Source organism: Mycobacterium sp. E802, from assembly GCF_001666875.1.
In the GTDB taxonomy this organism is placed as follows: Bacteria; Actinomycetota; Actinomycetes; order Mycobacteriales; family Mycobacteriaceae; genus Mycobacterium.
This window is the reverse complement of sequence record NZ_LZJD01000159.1, coordinates 1-22532: the sequence shown is the minus strand read 5'-3', so window position 1 is coordinate 22532 and position 22532 is coordinate 1. Positions and strand designations below refer to the sequence as shown.

At 62.7% G+C, this 22532-nt stretch carries 18 protein-coding genes and 1 pseudogene; 6 read left to right on the top strand and 13 right to left on the bottom strand.

Going from position 1 to position 22532, the window contains the following annotated elements; translation table 11 throughout:
- The 3 genes from A5699_RS23180 to mtf2 form a co-directional block, all read right to left on the bottom strand.
- The gene (locus A5699_RS23180) at positions 1–231 is read right to left on the bottom strand and encodes an MbtH family protein (protein ID WP_067774486.1); all 231 of its coding nucleotides are present in this window, start codon (positions 229–231) and stop codon (positions 1–3) included.
- A 706-nt stretch (positions 232–937) separates the two neighbouring features.
- Positions 938–1183, bottom strand: coding sequence for a hypothetical protein (locus A5699_RS23175; protein ID WP_067774484.1), 246 nt, complete (start codon positions 1181–1183; stop codon positions 938–940).
- Positions 1184–1302: 119 nt separating this feature from the next.
- On the bottom strand, positions 1303–2124 hold the full coding sequence (gene mtf2 / locus A5699_RS23170; RefSeq protein ID WP_082957841.1) for a fatty-acid O-methyltransferase Mtf2: 822 nt from the start codon (positions 2122–2124) through the stop codon (positions 1303–1305).
- 119 nt (positions 2125–2243) lie between these two features.
- Between mtf2 and A5699_RS23165 the strand changes: the two genes are divergently transcribed.
- Positions 2244–3494, top strand: coding sequence for a glycosyltransferase (locus A5699_RS23165; protein ID WP_067774482.1), 1251 nt, complete (start codon positions 2244–2246; stop codon positions 3492–3494).
- Between the two features lie 128 nt (positions 3495–3622).
- Positions 3623–4846, top strand: a complete 1224-nt coding sequence (locus A5699_RS23160; RefSeq protein ID WP_067774479.1) for a class I SAM-dependent methyltransferase — start codon at positions 3623–3625, stop codon at positions 4844–4846.
- A 7-nt stretch (positions 4847–4853) separates the two neighbouring features.
- On the opposite strand, the pseudogene A5699_RS23155 reads toward A5699_RS23160, so the two are convergent.
- The 6 genes and pseudogenes from A5699_RS23155 to A5699_RS23130 form a co-directional block, all read right to left on the bottom strand.
- Positions 4854–5636: pseudogene (locus tag A5699_RS23155) on the bottom strand (class I SAM-dependent methyltransferase); the annotation flags it as partial.
- A 147-nt stretch (positions 5637–5783) separates the two neighbouring features.
- Positions 5784–6572, bottom strand: coding sequence for a TylF/MycF/NovP-related O-methyltransferase (locus A5699_RS23150; protein ID WP_067774477.1), 789 nt, complete (start codon positions 6570–6572; stop codon positions 5784–5786).
- Positions 6573–6761: 189 nt separating this feature from the next.
- Positions 6762–8030: a glycosyltransferase gene (locus A5699_RS23145; RefSeq protein ID WP_067774475.1), complete on the bottom strand. Its 1269-nt coding sequence runs from the start codon at positions 8028–8030 to the stop codon at positions 6762–6764.
- Positions 8031–8108: 78 nt separating this feature from the next.
- Complete coding sequence (locus A5699_RS23140) at positions 8109–8909, bottom strand: TylF/MycF/NovP-related O-methyltransferase (protein WP_067774473.1); 801 nt, start codon at positions 8907–8909, stop codon at positions 8109–8111.
- 256 nt (positions 8910–9165) lie between these two features.
- Positions 9166–9900, bottom strand: coding sequence for a class I SAM-dependent methyltransferase (locus A5699_RS23135; protein ID WP_067774568.1), 735 nt, complete (start codon positions 9898–9900; stop codon positions 9166–9168).
- A gap of 197 nt (positions 9901–10097) precedes the next feature.
- A complete protein-coding gene (locus tag A5699_RS23130) occupies positions 10098–11354 on the bottom strand; it encodes a glycosyltransferase (RefSeq protein WP_067774471.1) in 1257 nt (418 codons plus the stop codon).
- 425 nt (positions 11355–11779) lie between these two features.
- Between A5699_RS23130 and rfbA the strand changes: the two genes are divergently transcribed.
- Together rfbA and A5699_RS23120 are read left to right on the top strand one after the other, a co-directional pair.
- Positions 11780–12646: a glucose-1-phosphate thymidylyltransferase RfbA gene (rfbA, locus tag A5699_RS23125; protein WP_067774468.1), complete on the top strand. Its 867-nt coding sequence runs from the start codon at positions 11780–11782 to the stop codon at positions 12644–12646.
- A gap of 265 nt (positions 12647–12911) precedes the next feature.
- Positions 12912–13247: a hemophore-related protein gene (locus A5699_RS23120; RefSeq protein WP_067774465.1), complete on the top strand. Its 336-nt coding sequence runs from the start codon at positions 12912–12914 to the stop codon at positions 13245–13247.
- Positions 13248–13354: 107 nt separating this feature from the next.
- Here A5699_RS23120 and A5699_RS23115 read toward each other — a convergent pair whose 3' ends face one another.
- From A5699_RS23115 to A5699_RS29365, 4 genes are all read right to left on the bottom strand, one after another.
- Complete coding sequence (locus tag A5699_RS23115) at positions 13355–16285, bottom strand: RND family transporter (protein WP_067774463.1); 2931 nt, start codon at positions 16283–16285, stop codon at positions 13355–13357.
- Positions 16286–16291: 6 nt separating this feature from the next.
- Entirely contained in the window at positions 16292–19159 is a 2868-nt protein-coding gene (locus A5699_RS23110; RefSeq protein WP_067774457.1) for an RND family transporter, read from the bottom strand.
- Positions 19160–19169: 10 nt separating this feature from the next.
- Positions 19170–19589 carry an MmpS family protein gene (locus A5699_RS23105; RefSeq protein WP_067774455.1) on the bottom strand — a complete coding sequence of 140 codons (420 nt, stop codon included), beginning with the start codon at positions 19587–19589 and terminating at the stop codon, positions 19170–19172.
- A gap of 125 nt (positions 19590–19714) precedes the next feature.
- On the bottom strand, positions 19715–19873 hold the full coding sequence (locus tag A5699_RS29365) for a hypothetical protein (RefSeq protein WP_157561417.1): 159 nt from the start codon (positions 19871–19873) through the stop codon (positions 19715–19717).
- Positions 19874–20268: 395 nt separating this feature from the next.
- Here A5699_RS29365 and A5699_RS23100 point away from each other — a divergent pair, with 395 nt between their 5' ends.
- Together A5699_RS23100 and A5699_RS23095 are read left to right on the top strand one after the other, a co-directional pair.
- Positions 20269–21345, top strand: a complete 1077-nt coding sequence (locus A5699_RS23100; protein WP_067774566.1) for an acyltransferase — start codon at positions 20269–20271, stop codon at positions 21343–21345.
- A 289-nt stretch (positions 21346–21634) separates the two neighbouring features.
- Positions 21635–22387, top strand: coding sequence for a hypothetical protein (locus tag A5699_RS23095; protein WP_157561416.1), 753 nt, complete (start codon positions 21635–21637; stop codon positions 22385–22387).
- Positions 22388–22532 lie beyond the last annotated feature (145 nt).

Genomic DNA, 22532 nt, shown 5'->3' with positions numbered 1-22532 from the left:
TTAGCGCTGAATAGACCCGTCCTGCGCCAACCGCTCACGCAGGCTCTTCGGACGTATGTCTGCCCAATTCTGCTCAATGAACTCCAAACATGCAGAACGGTTCGCCTCGCCATAGACGACCTGCCACCCCGCAGGCACATCTGCAAAGCTCGGCCACAGGCTGTGCTGCTCCTCGTCATTGACCAGGACATAGAAGCTGCCGTTGTCGTCGTCGAATGGGTTGATGCTCACGTTTCTCCAGGTTGTTCAGCGGACTGCGCAAAGATATCGCAAACATACGGTAGGCCGCACAAGCGAGTTCCCGCTTTTGGTGAAGTCCAATCCGGGCCCCGGCTCAGCGAACTTCCCCTAGTTTTACTAGGCAGTTAACTGGACTTTCAAGATCAGGCGAATGTGTGAGGTCATCCCGATTTGACGTCGCCGTCACGCTATTGCGTATTTTCGCAGATTGTGAGTTTTGTGTGGTCTGGCTGTTGGCTAAGGAGATGGACAGTCTCAAATTGCCCTGAACTTCCCGCGATAGCAAATCTCGGCGGACAATCCCGTTTTACCACGCCCCGCGCGCGCCGAACGGTCGACACAATTCATTGATCGGCTACGAAATTAACTATTTGTCCGTCATGTGGCTGTTTGGCCAGTTCACCGCGCGGGGGAGGGACCTGTTCACCAATTGCTGAATCTGCAATAGCCGAGGCTGTCGAGAGTCGTTCGACGTCAAGGCATCTCAGCGAGCAGGGCCATCCTTCGCGACGGGACAACTTCAGCAACGAACGGTCGAGCCGCCAAACCCCTTCGGAAACTTAAACTTTGGCCGGTTTTCGCTGCATGCGGAAGTGAACGGGCATTCAACCGACGAGCAGCCGCCGGCAATCACCGTGCCGCCGACAGCAATGTCCGATCATGGGTTGCGCCGGGGCGCCGACGCGGCGTCGAACCGCTAGGGGCGCGACGGTGCGGATTCGTCTTCGGTGCCCCTCAGCGCCGAGGAACCGGACGGCATGAGCATCAGGAAGACCGGGAATTTCAGCTTGACGCCGCCCGCGACGGGCATCCGGATCGCGAAGGAAACGACTTCCAGCTCGAGGCGTTTGCCACGCTGAGTCTCCATCTCGAGGCGGCCGGGCAAGTGCCTGGGCGTTGCCAGCCAGCCAAGGCCGCGTTCGATCGACTCCAGCAGGTTCATGCCGCCACTATACCCACCGACGAGCTGCACAAACGCGGGACGCGAACACCGCGCCGATCATCTCCAGCCCTAATCCCGCTGCGTTACAGCGGTGTTCGAGCTGTCGGTGACGCGGGCCGTCACCGTTTGACAAAGGAGTACATGCGGTACACCGACGAGCCACCCGGGCGCAGATCTTCGCACGCTCTCCGGGCCGGCTCGAACTTACGGGCCAGCCATCGCAGTGGCACCGGGGTGGCGCGTTCGAAGACGTGCCGCCATTGCGCCAGGTTGTGCTCCATTCCCCGGACCACCTCGGCATTGATCGTGCGCTCCGAAAGCAGCTGCAGCGGCGAGGCTGCCAGTTCTGCCTCCCAGGTCGGGATCTCTGCCACCATGCGGACATCGGTGTAGAGGAAGTGCCCGCCCGGTCGTAGTACCCGCGTCACCTCATCGAGGAAGCGGGGGAAATGCGGGTACAGATGCGACGATTCGACGTTGATCACGGCGTCGAACGTGCCGTCGGCAAACGGAAGATCCTCGGCGTCTCCACGCCTGAACTCCAAATGAGGCACCTGGTGGCGCTTTTGGCAAAACGCAATCGCCTCCGGGTTGAGATCGATCCCCGTGTAGGACTGCGGAAGCAACGTGCGGGCCAGATAGGAGGCGCCCCCGCCATGGCCACACCCCACCTCCAGCACCCGCGCTCCGGCGAGCTCTGCCTGGGTCGCGGTCGCGTGGTAGAGCTGGATGAAATACCGGTTGGGTTCATCCGAATCCACAAGGGGCACAGCCAGTGCCGGGTCTTCCTCGTATCCGTAGTTGAGGAACACCACGTCCTCGGATTGGAGCCGGCGGGTGGCGTACGGATAGATGAACTTCTGCGCGAACTGAACAATTCTGTCGCTCTGATTCTTTACGAACCGGTCGCGCCCGTCCCGAACCGCACCTTTGAGAGCCATACGACCAACTATTGCAAAGTCTTGGGCGGTATGGTCGATTGCGCCGGAACACAGGCGTTCGCGCCGCTCGCGCCGGATGCGTACGACAACTGGAACGGCAACGGAAAGGTTGTGGCCGGATGAAGTTTGCGCTGGCATGTTACGGAACTCGCGGTGATGTCGAGCCGTCCGTCAGCGTGGGGTGCGAGCTGCAGCGCAGAGGTCACGATGTCGAGCTGGCCGTACCTCCGGACCTGATCGACTTCGCCGAGGCCGCCGGACTTGAGGTGATCTCCTACGGACCGGAGTTGAGCGAGTTTCTGCGGGAGGACTTCCTGCGAAACTTCTGGACCAGGTTGATGCGCAACCCGGTCGGCTCGTTGCGCGAGCTGTGGGCGCCCATCGCCCGCTACTGGCCGGAGACCAGCAAGACGTTGATGATGTTGGCTCGCGATGCCGACCTGTTGTCGACGGGCCTCAATTACGAACAGCCTGCGGCAAACGTCGCCGAGTACTACGGCATTCCGCTGATCGCGCTGCACCACTTCCCGATGCGACCCAACGGACGGCTGGTTCCCAGCCTGCCGTCGACGGTGGTGCGAGCGACCGGCAGCATCTCCGAATGGCTCATGTGGCGTTCCACCAAGAGCGCCGATGACTCGCAGCGCCGCGAGCTGGGCCTACCCGAGTCCACGAGTCCGTCGCCTCGGCGGATGGCCCAGCAGGGGGCACTCGAGATCCAGGCGTACGACGACCTCGCGGTGCCCGGGCTGGCGGCCGAGTGGGCGAAGTTCAGAGGCCGTCGTCCGTTCGTCGGGGCGTTGACGATGGAGTTGACCACCGCGGCCAACGAGGAAGTGACGTCCTGGATCGCCGATGGGCCGCCCCCGATCTGCTTTGCGACCGGCAGTATTCCGCTTGAATCACCGGCAGCGACAATGGAAATGATCAGCTCGGCGTGCCGGCAGCTGGGTGAGCGAGCGCTGATCTGTGCCGGGGGGACGGATTTCGGTGACACCTCGGGGTTGACCGACGTGAAGGTGGTCGGCGCGGTGAACTATGCCGAGGTGTTCCCGGCCTGCCGGGCAGTGGTTCACCACGGCGGCTCGGGCACCACTGCAGCCGGCTTGCGCGCCGGAATACCGACCCTGATCCTGTGGAGTACGGCTGATCAGCCGTACTGGGGTAATCAGGTCAAACGCCTGAAGGTCGGTACCGCGCGGCGTATCTCGGCAACCGACCGACGGACACTGGTAGCGGATCTGCGCACGATCCTCGATCCGCAGTACGCCGTCCGGGCCCACGACCTGGCCACCCGAATGACCGGCCCGCGCGAGAGCGTCATTCGGGCAGCAGACCTTTTCGAGGCGCAAGCCCGGCGACGGCGCTGAGCACCCCGATCCGTGTTACGTTGCCGAAAGGGGACTTCTCAAGTCCGGGAACGTCATAGGCTTGTGGCGAGAAGACATTCCGGACGCGAAACGCGCCGATGACTTCGGCGGGCTTATAGGGGGCTGCGTTGACCACATACGAATGCCGGATCTGCGGCGGCGACCTACGCGAGGTTCTCGATCTCGGTCGGCAGCCGGTCTCCAATGCCTTTACCAAGCGCGAAAATGCCGAGCGGGTACCCACTTTCCGGCTGGCAGTGGGAATCTGCTCGGGTTGCTCCATGGTGCAGCAACTCGAGACAGTGCCGCCCAATGAGATGTACCGCGCCGATTATCCGTACCGGGCTTCCGGATCGATGCTGATCAGTAGGCACTTCGAGGAAGTGGCCCGGCACATCATCGAAACCTCGTTGCACGGCCCCGACGGGTTTGTCGTCGAAATCGGCAGCAACGACGGCGTCATGCTCAAGACACTCAGCGCCGCGGGCGTCCGGCACCTCGGGGTCGATCCGGCGGCCGGCGCGGGGGAAGTGGCGCGGGCGCATGGCGTCAACGTCCGGACGGACTTCTTCAACGAATCGACCGCCAAGGACATTCTCGCCGAGCACGGGCCCGCGAACCTCATCTTCTCGGCGAACACGTTCAGCCACATCACCCGGCTGGACTCGATTCTTCGTGGCGTCGACCTCCTGCTGGCGCCCGACGGGCTATTCGTGTTCGAGGATCGTTCGCTGGCGGATATTCTCCGGCACAACTACTTTGACCAGATCTACGACGAGCACATCTATCTGTTCTCCGTCAGCTCGGTGAAGATGATGGCTGCGCACTTCGGCTTCGAGTTGGTCGACGCCGAGCATCTACCGTTGCACGGCGGGTCGATCCGCTACACCCTGGCCCGGGCCGGCAGTCGACCGCCCACCGATGCCGTGGCCGAGTTCCTCGCCATGGAGAAGGCCGCCGGAATCACCGAACCGGTGACCTTTGACCGGTTCGCAGGCCAGATCGGCAAGATCAAGACGGACCTCGTGGCGCTACTGGAGCAGTTGCGGTCCGAGGGCCGAACTGTGGTCGGCTACGGCGCCACCTCGCGCAGCGCGACCGTGCTCAACTACTGCGGTATCGGGCCGGAACTGCTTCCCATGGTGTGTGATTCGACGCCTGAGAAGCAGGGCACGGTCACTCCCGGGTCGCTGATCCCCGTGTGCGCGCCCGACTCCTTCTCCAAGCCCTTCCCGGACTACGCGTTGCTGTTCGCCTGGAACCATGCCGAGGAGATCATGGGGAAGGAGCGTCAGTTTGCCCAACAAGGTGGGCGCTGGATTGTGTATGTACCTCAGGTTCAACTGGTGTGACCACCGTGGGCGGCTTGATCAGGATGCCCTGGCCGGTGGGTAAAGCACAGATCATCACGCCCAGCTCGCGTGCGACCTCGTCCATGGCGATGCGCTGCTCGTCACGACCACGGTTGGCGTAATCGTCCAACAACACCATGGCGCCCGGTGACAACCGCGGCCAGAAGTACCGCAGGGTGGCCACCTCCGGTGGCGCACAGTTCATGTCGATGTGCAGGAACGCCACGGCGGCCGCATCCACTTGCTGCAGAGTCTCGGGGACAGCGCCCACGATGATGCGTTGATTGGTCCATTGGGCGAAGTTGGCTCGGACGATGTCCGCCGAGTTGCCATAGATGCCAAAGTCGAGCGCGGCCTGGTTGCGCACCAGCGCCCCGGCGCCTCGCTCCTGTTCGGAGACGAACCGCGGATCCATGCCGGCGAAGGTGTCCAGAAGATAGAACGTCTTGCCCAACGTATCCCAGTTTAGGTATTCCATGATTGCGCTGCTGAGGAACCCGTGGCTGACACCGCACTCGACGAAGTCACCCTCGACCTTGGCGGCGGTGGCCGCCGCCCACAGGCCGACGTGAACTCGCCAGTGCCAGTGGTGGATATCTTCACCACCCAGCGCCTGCACACCGCGCTGATAGGCCCGCTGAAAGTCGGGATCGTCCATGAACGCGTAGTTGTTGAAACAGATCAACGCGTCATTGGAATAGACGTTGGGCAAGAGCGTGCGCGGGACCCAGTACGCGGTACGCAGGCCGGCCCAGGCGATCCGGAACTTCAGGGGCCAATTCTTTGCCATGCGACGACCATAGCACTGCCTTCGCAGCGCGTGATGCTGCAAAATGCGTCGACATGGTTTGCAGCACAGCGTTTTAGCTTGCACTTCGGGTCGCGCCAGAAGCCACGCGGCGGCCACAGCCACCCAGCAATTGGTAGCTGGAGGGTGTCAGTTCGGCGGCTTGAGGATCAGGCCTTGCCCGGTCGGCAGGGCGCAGACCAGCACGCCCAGCTCTCGAGCCACCTCATCCATCGCGATCCGCTGTTCATCGCGCCCGCGGTTGGCGTAATCGTCGAGCAGCACGATGGCCCCCGGCGACAGTCTCGGCCAGAAGTACCGCAGTGCCGCGACCTCTGGTGGGGCACAGTTCATGTCGATGTGCAGGAAGGCAATCGTGTCCGCGTCCACCTGGTCGAGCGTCTCGGGCACGGCGCCCACGACAATGCGTTGGTTCTTCCACTCGGCGAAGTTCTGGCGGACCCCGTCCACCGAGCTGCCGTACATGCCGTTGCGGACATGCTCGTCGCTTCTCTCCAGCGCACCGGCCGCCTTCTCGCTGGCCGTCACATAGCGGGGATCGAGCCCCGCAAACGTGTCGAGCAGGTAGAACGTCTTCCCCAGCCGGTCCCAGTCCAGGTACTCCATGATCGCGCTGCTGAGAAAGCCGTAACTGACTCCGCACTCGACAAAATCGCCCTCGAGCTTGCTGGCGCTGGACGCCGCCCACAGACCGACGTGGACGCGCCAGTGCCACTGGTACCAATCCATGCCGTTGAGGGCGCAGGCTCCGCGCTGGTAGGCGCGCTGAAAGTCGGGATCGTCCATGAACGCAAAGCTGTTGAAACAGATCAACGCGTCATTGGAGTACACGTTCGGCAGCACCTTGCGCGCAAGCCAGTACTCCGCGCGCACCGCCTTCAACCAGAAGCGGGTGGGGAGTGTCAGCCCTTTAGCCACGAGCGCAACCTTAGCATCGGCGGGTACCACGCAGGCCCAGAAACCGAGCGCCGCTGCGGTCCCTTGGTGGAGGCGGAATTCACTGTTGCGCAATGGATTTCACTATCCGCAATGTGCACCCGAGCCCCTTTCACAGTATCGACCTTGCCTTTGCATCGAGCATGGCGGTGTTGGCAAACATCGTGCCGGTCAGGCAAAAGACCGGGCGCGGGCGAAACTTTCGACCAGATCGGCAGTTTTTGCCACACTCTCCGCCGCCGGCGTCATGCGAAGGGCGACCTCGCGGGCTCGCGCCGCGCATTCCGGCGTGAGGACCTTCCGCAGGTCGGCCACCAGGGTTTCCTTGGTGGTGCTCGAAAAACTGCGGACAGCACCGACATTGAGGAGTTTCACGCGGGACGCCCACACGGGCTGGGCCCCATCGATCCACAGCACCAGTGTCGGCACTCCTGCCCGCAGACTTGCGGCCAGGGTACCGGCCCCGCCGTGGTGGACCGCGGCGCGGCAGGCCGAGAACACCGCCGCATAGTTCACCGCCCCGACCACCTTGACATGCTCGTACTGCGGGACATCGCTGTAATCGCTCCAGCCCGAGCAGATCAAGGCGCGCTGTCCCAGCTCGGCAGACGCCGAGGCGATCATTTCGACTGTGGCAGAGGGCGAGTGGACGGGCATACTGCCGAAGCCGAAGCAGACCGGCGGCGGCCCTTCGGCGATCCACGACGAAACCTCTTCGTCTGCCTCCGTCGACAGTTCCAGTGTCAACGTCCCGACGAATGGTCGCTCGTTGCGCCAAGGCGCCCATTCCTCCGCCAAACCAGGGAAGCAGACCTCGTCGTATCCCTGGATCTCGAGTGCTCCCCGTTCGGCGATCCGCCGAGATACCGGACCCGTGGCTTTCGGCAGACCCAACTCCCGGCGCTGCGCGTCTTCGACCTTCTTGTTCAGCCGCCAGCCGAACCAGTCGTACGTCCACATCACCGCACGGGCCAGCGGTGCCGGAAGGCGAGACAGCAGTCGACCGTTGACCCGGATCGGCGTGTTGTGCAGCGTGGCGAATGGAATGCCGTGGAACTCAGCCACATTCGCCGCCGGTTCCTGGTAGCTCTGGCCGACGAACAGCACGTCCGCGTCCTCGGCCAACGACACCAGTCCGGCGCTCATCTGTGTCCAAGCTTGGTCGCTCAGAGCCCACATCTCGCGCCACAACCGCCGCAGTTCCCGCACGTTCCAGAATCGATGGAAGAAGCAGGTCCAGAAATCCCGGTACACGCCCAGCCACTTCTGGGTGTTCAAGCCGTAGGGGACCGCGACCAGGCCGGCGTCCTCTGCGAATCCCACGAGATCGGGAGGTACCGCGATACGCACGTCGTGCCCTCTACGCGCCAATTCACGACCGGCGGCCACGGACGGCTCGAGATCGCCTCGGGTCCCGTAGGCAGCCAGAACGAGTTTCATTGCGGGTTCTTGCCTTTCAGTGAGCCACCGGGGACGGTGAGGCAGGTCCATTTCCCGAGCAGACCTGCCACCGCACCGTCACTCCTTGCGCCAGAGCACACCGGTTCCGTCGATGTTCACAATGGGCGCCGAAATCCCGTGCTTGGACCGGTAATCGGTGACGGCCTTCCGGCAGCCTTCGATTGCGTGGTAGTCGTCGATGATGCAGAACCCGCCGGGGGACAGCCGGTCGTAAAGACCATCCAGCCCCTGGATGGTGGATTCGTAGAGATCACCGTCGAGCCGCAGCACCGAGATCCGTTCGATCGGTGCATCGTGCAGGGTGTCCTTGAACCACCCGGCCACCACGCGCACCCGGTCGTCCAGGAGGCCGTAGCGCCGGAAGTTCGCCCGGACGTCCTGCTCCGACACGGCCAGGATGGGCGCGGCGAGATGTAGCCGATCGCCCTTGTCGGCCTTGTAGTTCGCCGCGTCAGGCGGCGGCACACCCTCGAATGAGTCGCAGAGCCAGACATTTCGCGTCTCGTCACCGTAGGCAGCCAGCACGGCGCGCATCAGGATGGACGCCCCACCGCGCCACACGCCGCACTCGACCAGGTCTCCGGGGATGTCGTCGGCGATCACCGTTTCGACACATTCCTGGAGGCTGGTGAGCCGCTTCATCCCGATCATGGTCAGCGCCTCTGCGGGCCAGTCCAAGCCGAGGTCGCGCTTACGCTGATCGAACGGACGCTTCCGGACCAGCATGGTATTGCCGATCTTGAAAATTGGGCGGTGCAACCAATTCCAGCCCACCGGCACTAATTCGTCGACCCCGTACCTGGTGAGGTCCTGTCGGAGCAGGTCCAGATAGGCAGACCGGGTGTCGTGATCCGTCACGGTCAAAAAACTGCCCCCTAACTCGGATGCGGGTTCGGTGTCGAGCCTAGCCCGCAGGTGTCCTGCCTCAACGCATTTCCGTTGTAACGACCGGTGTTCCAACTCTAATGCCTGAGCAAACCCGCGGTCGAATTCGGCGGGGGAGTGCGAAAAAGGCTAATGCGGGCGCTCATGATTGCGCGTGAGTACTGTGGGCAGATGCCGTTTTGACGCCGCTGCGGCAAATAAACCGCTCATGCGCTGGGGGTTCAAGATCTCAGCGGAAAACGGCGCGGGACAGCTTCTTCGGCTCGGCGGCACGGTGTATCACGACCACGGAATCCACCACCTCGATGCGGTCGATGATGGTCGCGGCAAACGGCACTTCGAGTTTTGCGAGCCGCTTCGGGTGGCCTTCCATGAACTGGAAAACCGATTTCGTCCGTGCATACGGGGCGTGGATCGCATCCATCAACCACTTGGTGAAGTCGATGAACGATTCCCGCTGATCACGGTATGACGTCCAGTAGTTGGCGCACACGTCTTCCACCAGGTAGACACCGCCCGGCTTGAGGCGCGGGAACAGGTACTTGAACGACCCGATCATCTGCTTGGCCGTGTGACCGCCGTCGTCGAGCACCGTGTCGAAGGGCCCGAACTCGTCGAGCACGCTCTGCAGGAACGCGGTGTCCGTCTGGTCGCCGATCCGGACGTGAATGTCGTTCGCCGGTGAGTCGTACTGTGCGGCTTTGGGACTGATGTCGAGCCCCACGATGGTGGCCTCGGGTAGGTAGTTGCGCCACATCTGCAGTGAGCCGCCGCGATCCACCCCGATCTCGAGCAGGCGTTCGGTCTGGGTCATGGCCGACTGGTAGACGCCCAGGTAATGCCGCAGCTTGTGGATGTTGTGGGCGTTGTCGAAGATCTGCCCGATCTCGCTGGCCGGTGGCGGAGCGTCATCGGCATGCATGGTCACCGTCCGGGCCAGATCCGGACCCAGCGCGGTACGCATCCGCTGCCAGTCTTTGTACGGGTAGCGCCGCACGATGAACGGGGGTCGCTGCTGTAATGCCAAGCGGAACATGCGCATCCTCTACGACGCCTGCGAATCGGCGAGTGTGTCGCGGGACGGCGAAAGTGGTCGAGACACCATCCGGCAAGGGTACCGGCGGACGAGATCTGTTACCGCAACTCGTGAAACATGACGACTCAACGCGAGGGCAGCCCCTCGATCAGATCGGCCGCCTTCATGATGCTGTCGGCCGGTGGCGTCATGTTGGCGGCCAGTGCCCGGGCTCGAGCTGCATACTCCGGGGTGAGTATCCGGCGCAGGTCGGCGACCAGGGTTTCTGAGGTGGTCGTCGAAATGCTGCGGGCGGTACCCACTTTCAACCGTTTGAGCTGGTTGCCCCACAGCGGTTGGTCACCGACCGACCACAAGATCAGGGTCGGTGTGCCGCAGCGCAGGCTGGCGGCGGTGGTTCCCGACCCGCCGTGGTGCACCGCGGCTCGACTGGCCGAGAACACTTTTGCATAGTTGACGACGCCGGCCACCTTCACGTGTTCCGGAACCGGGATGCCGCTGAGGTCGGTTCCCCCGGCGCAGACCAGCGCGCGTTCACCGAGTTCGGCACACGCCGCACTGATCATCGCGAGGGTGTCGGCCGGAGATTCCACCGGGATGCTGCCGAACGCGAAGCAGACCGGAGGTGATCCGGCGGCGATCCAGTTCTCGATCTCTCCGTCCGCGCGAGTCGACAACTGGAGGGTGAGGGCGCCCACGAACGGCCGCCGGTCGTTTCGTTTGGACCATTCCGCGGCCAGCCCGGGGACACAGACCTCGTCGTAGGCCTGGATCTCCAGGGCTCCGCGTCGGGCCATCCGCACCGGTGCGGGACCGGTGCCGGGCGGCAGGCCGAGTTCGGCCCGTTGGGCATCCTCATACTTCCTCGTCAGCCGCCAGGCCAACCAGTCGTAGGCGACCATCCCGGCCCTGGTTACCGGAGCCGGCACGATCGGGAAGAGCTGTCCATTGGGCCGCCACGGCATGGTGTGCAAGGTGACCAGCGGAATTCCGTAGTACTCGGCAACATTGGCAGCCGGTTGCTCATATCCGACCGCGGTCGACAACACATCGGCGCCGTCGGCGAACTCCAGGAGCGTCCGGCTCAACTCGGCCCACTGCTGGGTGACGGTGCTCAACGCCTCCCGGCACAGTGCCACCAACTCCTGCACGTGCCAGAAGTGCTTGGCCCAGGAGGTCCACAGGTCGCGGTAACCATCCAGCTGCGGTTCCACCGCCGGACCGTACTCGACCACCTGCAGGCCCGCCGTTTCGGCGAAGCCGACGAGATCCGGTGGCACGGCCATCTTGACCTCGTGCCCTCTGCGCAGCAGTTCTTGTCCCACCGCGACCGACGGCTCGATGTCGCCACGGGTCCCGTAGCTTGCCAATGCAATTCTCATGACAGATCCACACCCCCAACCGCTTGCACCTTAACCGCCGATCATGAAACTTGTTGCGCCGAATTGGTCTTTGTCCAACAGCGATGAAAAATTGCCGCGCGCTCGTCGCGACGGGATGAACCCACGTGTTCAAATGCGGCAAATCTGCTGACGACGTCGATGTGGCCATTCTGTGTGTTGACCGCAGGGCGTCACCGCCCCGGCAAATTCGGTTGATTGCTGTGGTCTTCGCCGCCCCGGCGGTGAAGATCCCTCTGGTCGGGCCGGGTTTTCGCGAAATTCGTGGGCGCCCGGTCCAGACCGATCCGTGGTCGCCGCCGGGCTAGGCTCGATATGGTGGCAAGCGTGTTTAGCCCTGACGCGTCAGAAAACGTCTCCGCCGCCACCGCACTCAACAACGCCGAGTTTTCCGAGGGGTAGAGCAGATGCGCGGAATTATTCTCGCCGGCGGTTCGGGCACCCGTTTGCACCCGATCACCATGGGGGTCAGCAAGCAGTTGCTGCCGGTATATGACAAGCCGCTGGTGTACTACCCGCTGTCCACCCTGATCATGGCCGGCATCAGGGACATTTTGGTGATCACCACCGGGGCCGACGCGCCCGCTTTCGAACGCTTACTCGGTGACGGGTCGGCCTTCGGTGTGAATCTCCGTTACGCCGTGCAGGATTCACCCGAGGGGCTGGCACAGGCGTTCGTGATCGGCGCCGACCACATCGGCACCGATACGGTTGCCCTGGCCCTGGGCGACAACGTGTTCTACGGTCCGCGACTGGGCACCAGCCTGCAACGCTTCCAAGATGTCAGTGGTGGCGCCATTTTCGCGTACTGGGTGGCGAACCCGTCGGCCTACGGGGTGGTGGAGTTCGCCGCGGACGGCACCGCGCTGTCCCTGGAGGAGAAACCGACCACTCCGAAATCGCACTACGCGGTCCCCGGCCTGTACTTCTACGACAACAACGTCGTCGAGATCGCCCGGTCGTTGCGCAAGTCGGCACGCGGCGAGTACGAGATCACCGAGGTCAACCAGACCTATCTGGATCTGGGTCAGCTCTCGGTCGAGGTACTCCCGCGCGGTACCGCGTGGCTCGACACCGGCACGTTCGACTCGTTGCTCGACGCCAGCGACTACGTCCGCACCATCGAACGCCGCCAGGGTCTCAAGATCGGTGTGCCCGAAGAGATTGCCTGGCGCGCCGGATTCATCAACGACGATCAACTGGAAGCTCGGGCCAAAGAACTACTCAAATCCGGGTATGGCTCGTATCTGCTGGAACTGTTGCAGCGCAAGTAGCCGGCAATTTTTCCGGCCCCAGCAACATCGTGCAGCACCGGAATTGAGCAGTTGTACAGGCCAATTGTCAGCAAACTGCAGTTGCGGGAAAGGTGAGGTACCGACGTCGGCGAATTGGCCTGTAACACCAGGCAATACGCAGCGGATAAGTGTGGTAGACCGGCATAAGGTTTGAGTCTGGGCCTGCGTGGCTAACCCAGCGTCGACCCAGACCCGCCGAGCTCTCAACTGCATACATCCGAGTGGGCATCACCAGGAGGGAAACATGAAGCTTCCGTACACCAAACTCGCCGTCACCGCGGCCGGGGTGGCCATGGCGTTGTCCGCCGGAGCCGGCCTGGCCTCTGCAGAGCCCGACCTCGGTCCGATGGTGGACTCGACGTGTACCTATGACCAGGCGATGAAGGCCGTGCATACCGAAAATCCCATGGCCGCACAGTATCTGGACCAATCCCCGCCGAACCAGCAGTTCCTCCGGGTGTTCTTGAGCTCGCCTCGCGATGAGCGGGTGAACCTGCTGAACAAGATCAAGGGCAACCCTGGCGTCGATCAGGCCCTGCCGGTCTTCACCCAGATGCTGACCAGTTGCACCAAGTACTGACCGATTGATCTGGCGGCCGACCGCCGCAGCTTTCTACCCCTGGGTCGTGGCACTCGCCACGAAACACCCAGGGGTAGAAATCGTTCGACACCCAGGTCGATGTCCCGCTATTCGATCCTCTTGATCGGCTGCGTCGTCGCCGAGTCGAGATGTGGCTCGCCGAGCAGGGAGCGGACCAGCGGACGCGGGCCGTAGGGGCGGAGCAAGGTACTGGCCGGACGCGGACGCACCCGTTGCGGCCACCAGAACCACCGACCCAGCAGTGCCGCTAGGGACGGGGTCATGAAGGACCGGACGATCATCGTGTCGAACAGCAGACCCAAACCGATCGTCGTACCGATCTGGCCGATGATGCGCAGATCGCTGACCGCCATCGCGGCCATCGTGCACGCGAACACGAAACCGGCCGACGTCACCACCTTGCCGGTGCCGCCCATGGCGCGGATGATGCCGGTGTTGATGCCGGCTCCGATCTCTTCCTTCATCCGGGACACCAGGAGCAGGTTGTAGTCCGATCCGACCGCCAACAGGATGATCACCGACATCGCCAGCACCATCCAGTGCAGAGAAATGCCAAGGATGTACTGCCACAACAACACCGACAGCCCGAACGAGGCGCCCAGCGACAACACCACCGTGCCGACGATCGACAGCGCCGCGATGAAGCTGCGGGTGATCATCAACATGATGAGGAAGACCAGGCAGATCGCGGCGATCCCGGCAATCCAGAGGTCGTACTTCGAACCCTCCTGCCAGTCTTTCGCCGTCGCCGCACCACCGGCGATGAAGATCTTGCCGTTCACCAGCGGAGTGCCCTTGAGCGATTCCTCGGCCGCCGTCCGGATCTGATCGATCCGTTGAATCCCCTCTGGTGATTGCGGGTCGCCACTGTGGGAGATGATGTACCGCACCGACTTTCCGTCCGGCGAGATGAAGGAGTTCATCGCCTTCTTGAAGTCCGGATTGTCGAAGACCTCTGGCGGCAGGAAGAACGAATCATCGTTCTTGGCCGCGTCGAACGCCTGTCCCATGGCGCTGACGTCCTTGGTGGTCTCGTCCATCTGAGCCATCAGACCCGACATCGTGGTGTGTGTGGTCAGCGACATCACGCGCATCTTCTTCATGAGCGCGATCATCTTGGGGAACTGGACCAGCAACTGGGGCATGATCGCGTCCAGCTTGTCCATGTCCTTGACCAGGACCTCCAGCGTGTCGTCGAGCTTGTCCACGCCGTCCATCGCATCGAAGATCGACCGGATCGACCAACAGATCGGGATGTTGAAGCAGTGCGGTTCCCAATAGAAGTAATTGCGGACCGGACGGAACATGTCGTCGAAAATCGAGATACTGCCCCGTAGTTCCTTGGTGACCTCTTGCATCTCGTGCGTCCGCTCGACCATGTCGTGGGTCGTCGCGGCCAGCTCGGTCATCACCTTGAAGGTGTGCTCCATCGAGTCGATCATCACCTGCATGTCGGCGGCCTGCTTGAGCATGTCGTCGATGCGGGCTCGCTGGAACTCGGTGGCCTGGACCTGCCCGGCACTCTGCAGGCTGAGCATGAACGGGATCGAGGTGTGGTCGATCGGGGTGCCCTCGGGCCGGGTGATGCCCTGAACCCGAGAAACCCCGCGCACCTTGAAGATTGCCTTGGCCAACTTGTTGAGCGTGATGAAGTCCGTCGGGTTCCGCAGATCGTGGTCGGCCTCGACCATCAGGATCTCCGGGGTGATCCGGGACTGGGAGAAGTGCCGTTCGGCCGCGGCGAACCCCATGTTGGCCGGGATGTCGCCAGGGATGTACAGCCGGTCGTTGTAGCTGGTCTTGTAACCGGGCAGGGCCAGCAGCCCAACCAGCGCCACGGCCAGCGACGCGACGAGGATCGGCCCCGGCCAGCGCACGACGGCGGTGCCGATGCCACGCCACCGCCCGGTCCGCATCACGCGCTTGGGATCGAGCAATCCGAACCGGCTGGCCACCACGACACCGGCCGGAACCAGCGTCACCGCAACGGCAACCGCGACGAACATGCCGATCGCACAGGGGATGCCCATGGTGTGGAAGTAGGGCAACCGGGTGAACGTCAGACACAGAATCGCGCCGGCGATGGTCAGCCCGGAAGCCAGCACCACCGGGGCCACGCCCCGATACATGCTGTAGTACGCCTGCACCCGGTCCTCGCCGTTTTGGCGGGCCTCCTGATATCGACCGAAAAAGAAGATGCCGTAGTCGGTTCCGGCCGCTATCGCCAGGAACACCAGCATGTTGACCGCGAACGTGGACAGCACGAACACCTGGTTGGCACCGAGAAATGCCACCACGGCGCGGGCCGCCGCCAGTTCGAAGCCCACCATGACCAGCAGCAGGATCACCGTGATGATCGACCGGTAGACCATGAACAGCAGCAGGAAGATGATCACCACGGTGACGGCGGTGATCTTCAGGATCGACCGGTTGCCGCTGTGTTGCATATCGGAAACCAGTGGTGCCGAACCGGTTACATAGGTCTTGACGCCCGGCGGCGGGGTCAGCCCGTCGACGATGCCGCGCACGGCGGCCACCGATTCGTCACCGAGCGGGGTGCCCTGGTCGCCGGCGAGATTCAGCTGGACGTAGGTGGCCTTGCCGTCGGGGCTCTGGACGCTGGACGCGGTGAGGCGATCACCCCACAGATCCTGCACGTGCTCAACGTGTTCGGGATCGGCGCGCAACTCGGCAATCAGTTTGGTGTAGTACTGGTGCGCGTCGTCACCGAGCGGTTGGTCGCCTTCCAGCACGATCATCGCGAAGCTGTCCGAATCGGACTCTTCGAAGTTGTGCCCGATGCGCTTCATCGCCTGAGCCGAGGGAGCGTCCTTGGGCATCAGCGACACCGCGTTCTGCTCCGCCACGTGCTCGAGCGCGGGGATCACCGACTTCCATTGCCCGCCAACCGAGGCCAGGGTGAGGACCACGATCAGGACCAGCCACGCCAGGATGATGACCGGCGAAAGCCAGCGAATTGTCCGCGCGATGAAGGGCGGCCGAGGTTGCTCGCTCATCCGGCGCTAATCCCTCAGCAGCAGCGAGCGCACCAGCGGCCGCGGTCCGGTCGGCCGCAGCATGGCGCTGGCGGGACGCGGGCGCACCTGCTGTGGCCACCAGAACCAGCGGCCCAGCAGCGCGGCGATCGACGGAGTCATGAACGCGCGCACCACGAGGGTGTCGAAGAGCAGGCCAAGACCGATGGTGGTACCCACCTGACCGATGGTCAGCAGATCGCTGACGATCATCGATGCCATGGTGGCGGCGAACACCAGGCCCGCGGCCGTCACCACCTTGCCGGTGCCCGCCATCGCTCGAATGATGCCGGTGTGAATACCCGCGTGGATCTCCTCCTTCATCCGGGAGACGAGCAGCAGGTTGTAGTCCGAACCGACCGCCAGCAGGACGATCACCGACATGGCCAGCACCACCCAGTGAATCTGCAGCCCCAGGAAGTACTGCCAGACCAGCACGGACAGACCGAACGATGCGCCCAGTGACATCGCCACCGTCCCCACGATCACCAGGGCGGCGACAAAGCTGCGGGTCATCAGCACCATGATCAGGAAGATCAGTGCCAAAGCCGACACCCCGGCGATCATCAGGTCGATCTTGGAGCCGTCGACGAGGTCCTTCACTCCGGCCGCGGTGCCGGCCAGATACAGCTTGGAGCTTTCCAGCGGTGTGCCCTTGAGCGCCTCCTCGGCTGCGATCCGGATCGGTTCGACGCGCGAAATGCCTTCGGGCGTCGCCGGATCACCGCGTTGGGTGATCAGCATGCGGGCCGCCTTGCCGTCCGGCGACATGAAGATCTTCATGATCCGCTGGAAGTCCTTGTTCTCCAGCACATCCGGCGGCAGGTAGAAGGAATCGTCGTTGTTGGATGCGTCGAACGCCTTACCCATGGCCGTCGCGTTGTCGTTCGAGTCATCCATCTGGGCGAAGATGCCGGACATGGTGCTGTGCATCGTCAGCATCATGGTGCGGGTGCTCTGCATGGTCGCGATCATGGTCGGGAACTGCACCAGCATCTGCGGCATGAGCACGTCTAACTTATCGAGCTGCTCGACGAGACCGCCCATTTTGTCGGTCACTTCATCGATACCGTCAAGCCCGTCGAAAATGGCCCTGATGGACCAGCACAGCGGAATGTTGTAGCAGTGCGGTTCCCAATACAGGTAATTCTTGAGCGGACGCCAGAAGTCCTCGAAATCCGCCATGTGATCGCGCAGTTCTTTGACGTCGTCCTGCAGTTCATGCGTGGTGCCCACCATGCCGTGCGTGGTATCGACCATCTCCTTCATCAATTCGTACATGCGCTGCATGAGGGCGATGGTCGTGGACATATCGTCGGCCTGCTCGAGCAGATCTTCCATACGCTCACGCTGGAATGGCAGGCTCAACCGCTGACTGGCGTTGGACATACTCAGCATGAACGGGATCGAGGAATGTTCGATCTGCGTGCCCTCGGGCCGCGTGATGGACTGCACGTTCGCGATACCGGGCACCGCGAAGACCGCTTTGGCCAATTTGTTCAGCACGAGCAGGTCGGTTGAATTGCGCATATCGTGGTCGGCTTCGACCACCAACAGATCGGGTGTGGCCATTTTGGATTCCGGGAAATGCCGGGCCGCCGCCGCGAAACCTTGGTTGGCCGGAATGTCCTGAGGAATGTATTTCTGGTCGGTGTAGCTGGGGTTGTACCCAGGCAGCGTCAACAGACCGATCAACGCAATGGACAACGTGGCCAACAGAATGGGGGCCGGCCACCGGACGATCGCCGTCCCGATACGTCGCCAACGCCGGGTGATCACCGGCCGTTTCGGATCGAACAGGCCGACCCGGCTGCCGAGGGCGATCGCCGCGGGCACCAGCGTCAGCGCCACCGCCACGGCGGTGATGATGCCGACCGCGCCGGGAACCCCGAGGGGCTGGAAGTAGGGAAGGCGGGTGAAGCTGAGGCACGCGATCGCACCGGCGATGGTCAGACCGGAAGCCAACACCACCTTGGCCACACTGCGATAGGCGGTGTAATAGGCCTGCTCGCGGTCCTCGCCGACCTGCCTGGCCTCCTGATAGCGCCCGGTGAAGAAGATGGCGTAGTCGGTTCCGGCCGCGATGCCGACGGAGACCAGCAGGTTCACCACGTAGGTCGTCAGACCGACCCAGCCGTGCATGCCGAGGAAGGCCACCAGGCCGCGGGCGACCTGCAGCTCGATGCCGACGGTCAGCAACAGGATGATGACGACGATGATCGAGCGGTACAACATGAGCAGCATCAGGAAGATGACGCCGATGCTGACCAGCGTGATCAGGATGACCGTGTTATTGCCGCTCTGGCCCATGTCGGCGACGATGGCCGCCGGCCCGGTGACGAAGGTTTCGACGCCCTCGGGTGCCTTGGTGTTCTTGACGACGTCCTGAACGGCCTTGACCGCTTCGTTGGCCTCGGCCTGGCCGAACCGGCCTACCAGGTTGAGCTGCACGTAGGCGGCTTTGCCGTCGGCGCTCTGGGCGGCGCCGGCGGTCAGCGGATCGCCCCAGAAATCCTGGATGTGCTGGACATGGGCGGTATCGGCCTTGAGCTGGCGGATCAGCTCGTCGTAGTACGCATGCGCCGCGTCACCCAGCGGCTCCTGCCCCTCCAGGACGATCACCGCGACACTGCTGGAGTTGGACTCCTGGAACAACTCGCCCATGCGCGTCATCGCCTTGACCGCCGGCGCATCCGCAGGGCTCAGCGACACCGAATGGTCCCGCTCGACCACTTCCAGCGGCGGGATCGCCACCGTCATGACCACCGTGATGGCCACCCACCCCAAGATGATCAGTGGGGAGAAACTGCGAATGAACGACGCCATTCGTGACTTGCGGTGCGTTTCGTTTTCCATGGTTTCCCGCTCACGCAGCCTTCAGGAGGCACGAAGTGAAGGCGTTCACCTGATTCGAGGTCTTTTCCGCCTTCACTTCGCCGTCGACGGTGATGCGACACCCGATCGAATTGCTGTCACCTTGCGCCATGATGCTGCCCACCGCGGTGGTCTTGCCGATATCGAATTCCAGCGTCCAGGGCAAGCTGACGTTCTTCACGAACTGCGGTTCGGCGTCCACGTCGAAATAACTGATACTGGCCACAGTTCCCGGCGCGCCGTAAACCTCATATGTCAACTTCTTGGGGTTGAATGGTTTCGAGTCAGCAACCTTGGTGTCAGCGTAGGTGGGGCGTTTGTCGGAGCCGAAGATGTTGTGCAGCCGCGAGACGGTGAATCCGGCCGCGGCAATCACCACAATCGCTAGTAACGGAATCCACAACCGCTGCAATAGCTTAAAAATCGTAGATCTCCTCCACTATCCCCCCACGCCCGGCACGTGCGCTGTGGCATAACGCACGACCTGAGGGGGGGCGCACCCTAGGTTCGTTGAAGAGTAAACCATGGCCTTCTCCGTCATATCAGGCCGTTGCCCGGCGGCGATATGCGAACAGAACGCCGATGACAGATCGGCGCGGCCGTAAATTTGGCGGAGAAATTCAATTCAAAGTCACCGCCGATTCCCTTGAATAACGGCGGTGCGTTTTCGGCAAAAAATTTGGTCGAATCCGTCAACAGGCTCAGCCTGCGGATTACGCGGGATCGCCGCCTTCTGGCGAACTTTTGGGCCCGGCTCGGGTTGTTGCTGTGATCGAGGTTCCGGGGTGCCGACAAGCGGGGGAGAGGCGGGACCATCGGGACTTAAGAGATCTATGGGAAAACTGATCGGTATCGCCGAAGCCGTCGCGAGGGCCCCTTCGGGGGCTGTCCACCGGCCACCTCGGGTGGCGCCGACCGCTGTTCGCGCCACCGCAGGAGCCGACGGCTGAGTGGGTGACGGGGCGCCGACGGACCCGACGCCGGCAAGCCCGCCGGAAAGCAATTTCTGGGAAATGCGAAGGGCCATACCACTTGCCGTGACATTCTCATTGATCATGGAAGGACTGCGCAGCAACCGCACAATCGCATCGGTGTACGACCCTCGGTGCAATGCGCTGAACTTCTGGCGACTCATCTTCGCGTCCATGGTGGTGCTGCAACACTCATGGCCACTCACCGGCCGTGACATCACCGGGCCCTTCGCCCAATTGTTCACCGAAGTATGGGTGGACGGGTTCTTCGTGATTTCGGGGTTTCTGATTACCTCGAGTTGGATGCGTCACCCGCATCTTCGCGATTATCTTGCCGCCCGACTGCTGCGAATACTCCCGGGTCTGTGGGTCTGCGTACTCGTGGTGGCATTCGTCATCGCCCCCGTCGGCGTGCTCTTGCAACACGGTGAACCACTGAAGTTCTCCTCGCAGATTTTATGGGCCGTCAACAATGGCTTGCTCAACGTCTTCTATGTGGGGATCGACGGCACTCCGAAAGATGTTCCGTGGCCGGGTGTCTGGGACGGCACGCTGTGGACGTTGATCTTCGAGTTGATGTGTTATGCCGCTGTCGCGGTGCTGGGCGTCACCGGACTGATGAAGAAGCGATGGCTGATCCCGACGGCTTTCGTCATCTCGCTGATCGGTGCCGCCCTGGCCGGATATCCGACACAGGATTTCCAGACCGTCCCCCAGATGGTGACTCGTTTCGCGCTGGTGTTCTCGGCCGGCGCACTCCTGTACCAGTTCCGTGACAGGCTGCCGGCCAACTGGTGGCTGGTCGGGTTGTGCGTGGGTCTTGTTGTGGCCGCGGGGTTCTTACCGAATTACCGGGTGTACGCGGCATTGCCGCTGGCATACGCCGTCATGGTGTCGGGCGCGCTCGTGAAGCATCCCCGGCTGCAGTTGCGCAACGACATCTCGTATGGCGTGTACATCTACGGGTGGCCGATGCAACAGCTGATGGCGATCATCGACCTGGACCGGCTGCCGGCCGGAGTGTTCTTCCTCGTCGCCACCGCGGCCACCATCCCGCTGGCCGCGGCGAGTTGGTTCCTGGTGGAGAAACGCGCCATGCGACTCAAACGGCGCCTGCAACGACGCGCAGAACCCGAGACCCAATATCTCCAGGAGGGTTCTGATGCTGCGGCCGAGTCGAAGGTACAGGGGCACTGAGGTTACCAGCGGTTCGAAGCAGGTCTCGGCTCGTCTCGTGTGTGATCAGTGACGGTGGACACCTCGATAAACAACGCCAGGACCACCGCTTTCCATCGGCCGCACCGGTCTATAGCGTCTGACCGTGGTGATGAAGAATCCACACGCCAGGTAATGAGACGCTGGCCCCACACCGCTGGACCGACCCCGTCACCTCCAACACCAGTGGCCCTCTTCTGAACCCGTTTTCGCGGGACCGTACCGTCGGGCCCCCAAAGTTTCATGTGCACTGTGGGGCTTGCCGCCTACGGTGAGCACGACACTTCTCGCGGCTGGCATTAATGCGCTCGAACGATGGGGGATTGATATGGACCATAGGCCTGACGAAGCTTCGGACGATGAATTGGCCGAAGCAGTACGCAACTTCGACGAGCTCTACGGCGACATGGAAAGCGCCCTGTGGTGCCTGTCAACGAACTCTCGCACTGCGTTGCTCCACGGTGATGGCGGCTCACCGATTCTCAAGGAGCTCGTATGGACGATCAGGAGTTGGTGGTCGGTACAGGGCGCTAGCCGAGAAACCGGGCCTGCGATGGCACGAGCGCTCGTCACACTCGAGTGGTCACCGGAGCTGTTCGAACCCGTTGAGACGCCGCCAGTCGACGGCGAAGTCGATGCAGTCCAACGGGTCATCGCCCTTGTTGAGCAGAGCAGGGCGTTCGGCGCTCCACGACGCGAATATTCACTCGCCTCCAAGGTCCTGCATTTGCTGTCGCCGTGGCGTATCCCGGTATACGACAGCTTCGTGCGATCACATCTCGGGATTGCTGAGCCCGGCGACCGCCCCGAGGAGACATACGCGCGCGTCGCTCACGAAATATTCCGAGCGGCGCGAAACGTAACCGTCGCAAACCCCGCGTGGATGGGCGATCAGGAGCCGCGTGCGCTGTTCCGTGCATTCGACAAGTACTACTGGTGGATCGGCGGCGGGCACGGCGCCACCTCGCCCCAGGTGAAAAACCCTTGGGCCGTAGTCGACAAACTCGGTCTCGAACGGTCATAAGCATTCGAGAACATCGGCGCCAGAACCGCTTCTGGGTGGCAGGCGCATAATTCGGATTAGGTGGATAACCCGAGTTGGGTCATTTGCCTTAGTGCCTTGATTTCTCGGATGCCAGCGCGTCGAGAATGGTTTTGACCTCGACGTT